Origin of the sequence: Photobacterium marinum (assembly GCF_000331515.1) — a bacterium.
In the GTDB taxonomy this organism is placed as follows: domain Bacteria; phylum Pseudomonadota; class Gammaproteobacteria; order Enterobacterales; family Vibrionaceae; genus Photobacterium; species Photobacterium marinum.
The window spans coordinates 1-8456 of record NZ_AMZO01000027.1 but is presented as its reverse complement, the minus strand read 5'-3'; the positions used below and the strand labels follow the sequence as shown (position 1 = coordinate 8456).

Here is an 8456-nt window from a genome sequence, read left to right as displayed (position 1 = left end):
CGCCCCTCCTTAATCCAACCACCAAGGCTCTGCCCCTCATCCAGTTGCGCCTCGATTTCTTCTCTCAATGCCCAAGGTAGGCGGAGCTGGAACTGACATGATGTCGTTGTAACTGTACGTTTAACTGCCATTGCATATACCCATATAGGTGTAATTACACATACATTGACACTTAACATCAAAAAAATCAAAAAAAGCCGCCTGAGAGGCGACCTTTCTGTGAGTTCGGTTTACGGGTGTTATGTTCAATGGGATTGGGATTGGGATTGCGCAACATGAAAATAAAATGGATTGCTTTTCAAGTAAGGTCAGTACACATCTTGCAAATTATTGTTGATTTATTTTTGAGCACAAAAATATAAAACCCTTTGCCCTTGTATGTATAGACAGCATATAATTGTGACGCAGATCACATTAAGGGGTATCAGTATGGCAAAATTAAATCACACAGAAAAACTAATTCTTCAATTTTTAAAAGAAGATTTTTCAACAAAGAACTTAGGTGCCAACTCTCTAAGTGATGGATACGATGGTCCATCAATGGAACTGATTCAGCAAGGCACTGGTACGGACAAAGTAGATCTCGATATTGCAATCGAATCCTTAGAAAAACAACGCCTAATCAAAACAGGACCAACAAGAGTTGTAGGTGACAACAATCCAACTCCTGCCGTAATAATGATTCCATTTATTGTTAGTGATAAAGAGTATGCATACTTGACAAAACAAGGTTATACATCAGCTAAAGAAATTGAAGTTACTCGCCCCAAGTCAACTTACCGTCCACAAAATCAAACCATCATATATGGCGGGAAGTTCACAAACAGTCCAATTGCATCAGGCTCTAGCGTTAACCAACAACAGCAAATAAATACATCTAATGGCAGTGACGAAACAGTCCAAAGTTTACTTAACCTGATTAAAGATGATGGTGTAACAGTTACATCTAAAAAAGAAAAGGAGATAACAGAGCTTGTACAAGCAGCTGAATCTGGTGATTCATTGAAATCGAAAAACATATTTCAAAAGGCCTTCGACTCTGTAAGTGATAATGTGCAAAAAGTTGGATGGCAGATAGTCACAAAACTAATTATGCAACAGCTAGAGCAACCTTAAATTTATAAATAAACACTATAGCCTTAGAAAAAACCGCACGATGAGCGGTTTTTCTTCTCTGGAATCCCCCCCCATAAAAATTCTGATGATATTTTTTGTTCTGGTGCGCTAAGTGGCTGTTACATTAAATCGGCGCCGAACGGGCACGATCATGTAACCACCAGGAATACTACCCATGCTGAAACCAAGCTATCTTTCCTGCCAGGTACCAAGCCAACTTGGTAACTTGCTTGCAAACAAGAAAGACACCTTGTTACCCGTAAGACAACAAATCCAGCTCTACAGGGAGTCAGGGTTACACCAATTAACACCAAAACCAACCTAAAACCTTGTAAAAATCAGTGCCAGAGTCTAACATGACAATACAGACAACATTAGGTAACTTTAGGTACAAAAAGGATTGTTAAGATGGAAAATGTTAGTCATGATGTAGACATCTACGAAGGACTTTCCCCTACAGCTAGAGATCTTTTGAACCTATATGGGGATCAAAGAAGTGTTGAAATTGAAACCGTCATGGATGAACTAGACATAGAGCGCCATGAAGCTCGTAAAGCATTTAAAGAGCTAGATAAAGCTGGAAATGCGACCATCAAGATAGGACGGAGAGGAAAATCCACTCGACTTCTTTTTTCTTCTGATGTCATTGATACATGTAGAAATATGAAAATGACAGAGCAAATGCTTAAAGAAGGAAATGTGCCAACCTTAACTGCACTACCTAACACTGATAAAGAGCCAAATTTGGCGAATGCATCTATTGAACAATTGGTAGGCGCCCTGAAAGAGTATCATGGTGTCTCAGCAGTACACCTGGTTTACTAATGAATTAGACTTATGGTTATCTCCTCAACCCAACATAATGTTGGGTTATTTTTTGGCTGTTATTTTAAATCCCTACGAACAGACGTGATCGTATAACGACCAAAGACAAAAAAGCCGCTTAGAAAAGTAGTCGAACCGACAACATTTACCTGTGACCTCAGGGTCACACCTACCGTTTTTGATACTATCAAAAGTCGGGACGGACATGAGACAGACTAAAAGGCTCGTGTAAAAAATTGGACAGCACGGATGCATCGTACGCTGGCTGTTACGATACACCAAAAACGGGCGTGATCGTGTAGCGATCAAAGACAAGAAAGGCCGCCTGAGGCGACCTTTCATTATTCAATTTACAAACGTTATGTTTTAAGCGTGAACAGGAGCTAACGACCAAGAAGGATGACAACGGCCTTCTAAAGAAAAGACTATGTCACTTACCTCATCTTCAAAATCATCATCAACGTTTTCTGAATGTAGGAAACTGAAGATACATTGCTTAATGTCGTTTACGGTAAATTTTGATTCAAGCAAAGATTTACATAAGTCAAACAGTCGTTCAAAAGATGCATGCTCTTTGAGTGCAGTCATTAAATCATTCAGATTGTAACTCATGACATACCTCCCATTCACATTGAGTACTTTGTATATTTTTATTGTAATCGAAAGGAACGATTATCTCTATAGGTTCAATAAAACCATGGTACACCTTGTCTGGATCTTGTCTAAATTTTAAGCCATATTTACTTAAAACTGATACATCAATCATCCAAAGAAGTGTTTTTCCTCTATTAATTCTATCCGCGCTCATATCACTTATATTTTTAGTGATCTCAGGTGGTGTAATAGACAGTCCCCCCGTCAGAGGCTCAACAAAACCATGCTCATTAACTAGGATGTCAGGACGCCGATAGCTTTCATCAACTGTACAGCCGCAAATTCTGACGCCAAGAGTGCTTGAGGTGTAACCAAGTTCAGGCAAACCTTTTTCATTAACTCTCATATCACGGTAAAGCTTCAACTTGGACCTCGATAAACAAAAAAATACCATATTATTATCCTTAAATATTAAGGATATACAATACAATCTTCATGCTTACTTATACGTTTGAAAAAGTCATTGAATGAAAAAATCGGTGCGCTAAGTGCCTATTATGTTAAATACGTCAGTTCGGTACCGAAAATACCCTTTCCAGCCCCTCAGAAGCCCGTAGCGGTAATTTTGGATACCTGATCAAGGCGATATACTTCCGAATGACATTGAAAGTTTGTGACGGTTTGATGGCGATTTACAGGGTAGTGGGGGACACTATTAATTAGGAGGAAAATCACACCTCTAAGATGTGTTTTGAATACTTTTGCCTATCGCGGACATGAACCACGGCAAAGCCGGTTCACGTTCGCGATAGGCCGACAAGCGCAGCGCGTCAGGCTTCTTGTGATTGAGTTAACCCAAAGAGATCACACAGTTCTTGGTACTTTTCCATTCGTTCATCTTCATCAAAATCATGGCCAGCATAGTAAGGTTCGCTACAAAAGAAATCATCTTGGCCAACAAGAATATGATAAGACCTGCCAACGGCTTCTCTTTCTACCTTATGACCAAGATGTAAAGCTAATTTCTGATTGAGGTTTAGAGGGGTATAGTCCAATTCTTGAGGTTTCCACTTTAATGGAACACGAGATATAAGAATACTGTCATCATATTCGTCTAGTTTTCCGTGCTGGCAATACACATCGATAAGATCATATCTAACACCGTAGCAAGTAGCGTTCAAGACAGCTTTCACAGCACTGTAAGTAGTAAACTCATTATTTAAAATTGCTGTGCTCAAACATTCTTGATTCTCTGTAAGTAAGACCTTCATACGTGTAATGTACTTTGATCTTACTACTTTTATCTTATAGTCAACTAAGCATGGTTGATGGTCATTACCTGCATATACAACGGTTCCTTTCAGCATCTTTCTTTCCTTAATCTTCATTGGTAAAACTTTCTAACAACTTAAAACTAAAAATTTGATTCATCAGCTCTGAGTTCACAGTAACGACACCGCCTGTAATCTGAACAGGTTTATCAACCAGTCTTAAAAATTGACTCTCAACACGCTTTCTTACCGCTTCTGTTGGGCAAATATAGGTCACTTTTTTATATCTACGGGCTTTGATGCTCTCTAGGTGCGAAATGAATATTGCTGTGTAACGTTTGGGGGTCTTCACTGTGCGTTCGTACTCAACAGCCACTCGTTCTCCCTCTGAATTCAATGCAATTGCATCAGGCACTTTTACCCCTTTCTCAATCCGAGCTAAAACCCAATCACACCATCCATTTTTCAAAGCAGCTATACGGCAAAGCTGCATCGCTTTCTTATGTTCAAATGTCAGCTCATTAAACTTACTAGGCCGAAACGCATAAACATTTTCAGGGATAGTTTCACCATCTTGGTATGACATCATCACACCGTGAATCGTTACCCCCCAAACGACTTTTCGGCCTACTTTATGACTAACGACAAGATCCTCTTTTTGCATGGCTTTTAGTGTGTTTCTGACTGACGTTAAATGCCCTACATCAATAAGCTTTGATATCACTTCGACATCAGTAAATCTCTCATCCCGAAGAAACTGTAAGATCGAATGCTTCTTATCTTTGACCCTCTGGTCTATCTCTTTTCTCGTCAGTAAATTACTCATAGATAAGCCCCAAAATCTTTAGCTTCACTCTTTTCCGGAGTATCTGGTTTTGAGGATGAATTCACGATAGAAGCAAGGCTCTCTGTCGCATCTTCACGAATTAAGGGGTCTGCAACCACGCAAGAAAAGTGAGATTTCTGTACACGAGGTGGAGAGCAAAACGCCAGTTGTGCCAATCCATTTCCAATCAAAACAGCCGTTGAATCAGGTAAATTTTGGATCGTATTGGTATCAATTAGGAATGCTTGGGCTTCAACACTCCGTCTTCCCTGGTTGGAAACAACATCTTTAGCCGCTTCATTCCTTTCCATTTCATGAACAGACGTTTGGGCAACACGTTGTCCCGTGTATTGAGCAACCTTCGTCGCCATTTGGAAGTCCTGCTGCTTGTAGAACCACCGTAACGACGCATTATCCAAAAGAATTTGTTGGGTTGACCGATTAAGCCGATCGAGATCAGCAAAGCTTTGGTGAGCATAAAGCACATTCGCTCGTCGAGAGCGTAACTGCCCCAATTGGTCTACGAAGGTCTGACAGAGAAGTGACTTCACTTCATCAGCAAAAATAGAAACAAACTGACGTTCTGTGGTCGGAATATTTTTCACAAGCTGAAGTACACGGATTAGCAGCATCTTTTGCACATCTTTCTTGTTCGCGACATCATCACCAACGATATAAACACATCCTCCCGACCTCATGATTGACGCAATATCGGCTCCGTGTCGTGTTTGAATAGCCGTTAACTGAGAAATCACGGAAAGCTTATTTTTAAACTTCGACACCATTTTCAATTCTTGGTCTGTCAGCACTTCCGGTAACTTTTCATGCAGCTCCGAAAGAGCTACTCCCTCACTTGCTGCCAGCATTGCTAATTTCTGCGCCGCATCCTGAGCCGCAATGGCGTACACATCCGAATTATCACCGCTTTCTTCAAGCTCAAGAGAAGCGATAAGTAATTCTGAAATTTCTTCTCCTGTTGCTCCTTGGAAAGGATTAATCTGTGGTTCTTTCGCCCTTAAATCCACATAAAGAAAAGGCTTATCCGCTTTTTCAGAAAACCTTTTTAATACATGCGGAAGCCAGTCGTCGCCCTTCGGATCAAACGTTATCACGCAATCATGACGGAGAAGACTTTGCGACAATGTCACTTGTGCCTGCACACCTTTACCGGATCCCATCGCCCCCATAATCTGAATATTGGTTTTTTCCCAAATCGAACGAGGAATGAAAACAGGCTTTCCCTTTTCATTCAGCCCAAAAAATACCGACTTCGTTTTTAAAGCCGTATTGAAATAACGCTCAGGGTTAAAAGGGGTTGCTTTGGGTAAAGAAAGTTCACGGACATCACTGAACGCATTGTCAGATCGGCATTTTCCTGAGTGCTTTATCACTTTATGAGAAATGGCCGGCTCTAACTTAGCAATACAAAAAACATGAAACACAAGCACAAAGACAACAAGAAATACGGTATACAAAATAAGGTCAGACTGAATAGCCTCCCATGTTGTATAACCCTGTATCTCTAAGACTTTAGCAAACGCTTGGTAATGCCATTTGTATAAAACCCCCATCATGGAAACAAACTGAAAAACAGGGAGAAAGGCTGATAAAGAAAGACCTCGAGAAATTAAACGGTACACCGAAAAAAGCAGGTTTTGCTCGCGCCCAAAAGCAAAAGAAAATCTCAATACTCCAAACGATACAGCCAACAATAAAAAACTTATCTCAAACAGCCATGATTTTAGTGGGCTAATCAAGACATAGGTATTCAGAACATCAACGATCACCCCAAGAATGGGGGTAATCAAAGTATCGTAAAACCAAGCGTCAATTTGACTATTCAGAGACATTTCAAACAATCCTTCTTAAAACGCTTTAGGCTCCCCAGAGCCGTTGCAAGTGTTCACGCCCCAGCGTGATAAGCGAAGCGCGCGCGTCGAGCTAAGCGAGGAACGAGTGTAAGCCCGACCAAAGCGTTTTGGCATTCGGCAACGAACCCCCTAGGGCAAGCGCAGCGCTGTGAAAAAAGGCTTTGGTCGGGCTTTAGCCCAGACGCGCGCGGGTGAATTTTGAAAGTGTAGGTTCGTCCAGAACCGGAGCTTTTAAAAGAGGGCGAAGCCCTGTTGTGTCTGGCGTTCAGCCAGTAAGCAACTAAATGCGAAAGCATTTTTTAAAAAGTTAACGCAAAAGAGAAAGGAACAATGTGATCGAACTCTTAAACTTATCGATAAAGAAGTTCTATGTAAGGGTTCGGTAAAAGGCGACGTGTGGAAAAACAGGGACAGACAAGCTGACCCACGTTTTACGCACAAATCGCCATAACACGATCGAGTATCTTTACATTACTCGGGAAAGCAAAACAGCCCTAAAAAGGGCTGTTATCTGATAAGGCTTGCTTGTTTTGTCACATTGCATTTAACCAACGAATAATCGTTCTAGTCGATATACCCAAATCTTCCGCAATTGCCGCTTGGTTGTAGCCTTGATCCAACATGGATTGAACAACAGGAAGTAACTCTGACTTCTTAGACTTACGACCACCACCTTTAGACACTGAACCACCAACAGATCCAGCTTTAGCTTTAGATTCAATAGAGCCAGCCTTACCGCCCTTAGTTCCTTTCACCGCCTGACTCTTACGGAATCCTTCCGGTGTGAAATGCTTGTATGTCCAGTTCGCTATCGACTTCGATATGGATTTCACCTCAGACACAGGCAGAGGTTGGTTAAATTGGCCGTTCAGCGCTTCCACACGCTCATACACAGCGTTGTTCCATGCCCGCTTATAGTTCGGCGCCCAGTATTCCCTGATCGCCCTGTATGCCCATCTGCGGACAGATTCGAACAACTCGCAGTTGCGGCCTAAACCAACCGACTCAATACCGCGTAACGGATGGCCTCGCAAATCAAGGTGATCTGCCAACTCATCCAGCGTGTACTCGTATTCCGTCCAAAACTCATTCTGCCAATGCGGGTGCATCGGGTTTTTCGTCAACAAGCCAGCAAAACCGCGATCAGCTTTCAGGCGCTCAATCATGGCTGATTGGATCGCAGCGGCGTATTTGATCGGCTCAATATTGGCAATATCTGACGTGCAAAAAGGGATTTTCAGACGGTAGGCAATATGGCCGTGACCGTTCTTAGGGTTCTTACTTGTCCAGTAAGGCGCTGGAAGATTGGCATCGTACCAGGCCAATACAGCACCATTACGGTCAATATCAAACACCAGGTATGTGACCATACTGGGCTGATTGACCTGGAGGTATTTTTTCTTAACCGCTGTTTTCTTTGGACGAATGTAGGTCACACCGAGTTCATCAGTGCAATACGGCTTATTCGGTAGAGACTCGAACAAATCGAGCTGAAAGGCGTTTGAGTGTTCAGTTTTCACACATAACTGAGCTTATGGCGGTCATGTGTGGATTGTGTTTGGTGATCCATGTGTTAAAATTACCTCAAGCATTTATGCTGGCCCTGAATTCTCATCTTCCCGCCAAGTTAGACTGAGATTCGGGGTTTTGTTTTTTCTGGGACTTATCTTACCCCTCGACTTCTAACTTCGCAATTTAACTGCGTTTTTCTAAACACCTTCTTTCAACATCGTTTCAATCTCATCCCAGTAACGACGAACTGAATCCTTAGAGACCCCTGAACGTTCAGAAAACCTTGCCTTCGGATAACGCTCACCTAGAAGCTGTGACTTTTCATCAGCACTCATTTCTGAAATTACCGACTCAATTTTCACCCTCGTTTCTGCTGCCCGTTTCTCGTTTGCAGCATTCGGAGCTGGTCGTTCTTGAGGTTTAGGTTTGTTGGGCTTGATG

General features: G+C 41.9%; 9 protein-coding genes. 2 read left to right on the top strand and 7 right to left on the bottom strand.

The genetic code is table 11. The features are described from left to right. Window positions 1–429: 429 nt before the first annotated feature. Both C942_RS17590 and C942_RS17585 read left to right on the top strand, forming a co-directional pair. The gene (locus C942_RS17590; RefSeq protein ID WP_007468219.1) at window positions 430–1116 is read left to right on the top strand and encodes a hypothetical protein; all 687 of its coding nucleotides are present in this window, start codon (window positions 430–432) and stop codon (window positions 1114–1116) included. Window positions 1117–1524: 408 nt separating this feature from the next. Beyond that, window positions 1525–1941, top strand: coding sequence for a hypothetical protein (locus C942_RS17585; RefSeq protein ID WP_036800925.1), 417 nt, complete (start codon window positions 1525–1527; stop codon window positions 1939–1941). 366 nt (window positions 1942–2307) lie between these two features. On the opposite strand, the gene C942_RS17580 is transcribed toward C942_RS17585, so the two are convergent. The 7 genes from C942_RS17580 to C942_RS17550 form a co-directional block, all read right to left on the bottom strand. Continuing rightward, entirely contained in the window at window positions 2308–2553 is a 246-nt protein-coding gene (locus C942_RS17580; protein WP_007468215.1) for a hypothetical protein, read from the bottom strand. Then, a complete protein-coding gene (locus C942_RS17575; RefSeq protein ID WP_157372658.1) occupies window positions 2534–2959 on the bottom strand; it encodes a hypothetical protein in 426 nt (141 codons plus the stop codon). Before C942_RS17575 ends, C942_RS17580 begins: the two co-directional genes overlap by 20 nt. A 406-nt stretch (window positions 2960–3365) precedes the next feature. After that, window positions 3366–3902 (bottom strand): hypothetical protein, encoded by a 537-nt coding sequence (locus C942_RS17570; protein WP_157372657.1) that lies wholly within the window; start codon window positions 3900–3902, stop codon window positions 3366–3368. Between the two features lie 10 nt (window positions 3903–3912). Beyond that, on the bottom strand, window positions 3913–4632 hold the full coding sequence (locus C942_RS24455; protein WP_007468211.1) for a hypothetical protein: 720 nt from the start codon (window positions 4630–4632) through the stop codon (window positions 3913–3915). Then, window positions 4629–6482, bottom strand: a complete 1854-nt coding sequence (locus C942_RS17560; RefSeq protein ID WP_007468209.1) for a TraM recognition domain-containing protein — start codon at window positions 6480–6482, stop codon at window positions 4629–4631. The genes C942_RS24455 and C942_RS17560 overlap by 4 nt, the downstream gene beginning before the upstream one ends. A 554-nt stretch (window positions 6483–7036) precedes the next feature. Further along, the gene (locus C942_RS17555; protein WP_036800916.1) at window positions 7037–8023 is read right to left on the bottom strand and encodes a replication initiation protein; all 987 of its coding nucleotides are present in this window, start codon (window positions 8021–8023) and stop codon (window positions 7037–7039) included. 189 nt (window positions 8024–8212) lie between these two features. Further along, window positions 8213–8456: hypothetical protein (locus C942_RS17550; RefSeq protein ID WP_036800913.1), on the bottom strand; the 244-nt coding region annotated here is incomplete at its 5' end.

What these genes read in the sequence shown, in the direction of transcription:
- C942_RS17580 (WP_007468215.1), bottom strand. Translation starts at nt 2,553, where the DNA reads ATGAGTTACAATCTGAATGATTTAATGACTGCACTCAAAGAGCATGCA.
- C942_RS17590 (WP_007468219.1), top strand. Translation starts at nt 430, where the DNA reads ATGGCAAAATTAAATCACACAGAAAAACTAATTCTTCAATTTTTAAAA.
- C942_RS17570 (WP_157372657.1), bottom strand. Translation starts at nt 3,902, where the DNA reads ATGCTGAAAGGAACCGTTGTATATGCAGGTAATGACCATCAACCATGC.
- C942_RS24455 (WP_007468211.1), bottom strand. Translation starts at nt 4,632, where the DNA reads ATGAGTAATTTACTGACGAGAAAAGAGATAGACCAGAGGGTCAAAGAT.
- C942_RS17585 (WP_036800925.1), top strand. Translation starts at nt 1,525, where the DNA reads ATGGAAAATGTTAGTCATGATGTAGACATCTACGAAGGACTTTCCCCT.
- C942_RS17560 (WP_007468209.1), bottom strand. Translation starts at nt 6,482, where the DNA reads ATGTCTCTGAATAGTCAAATTGACGCTTGGTTTTACGATACTTTGATT.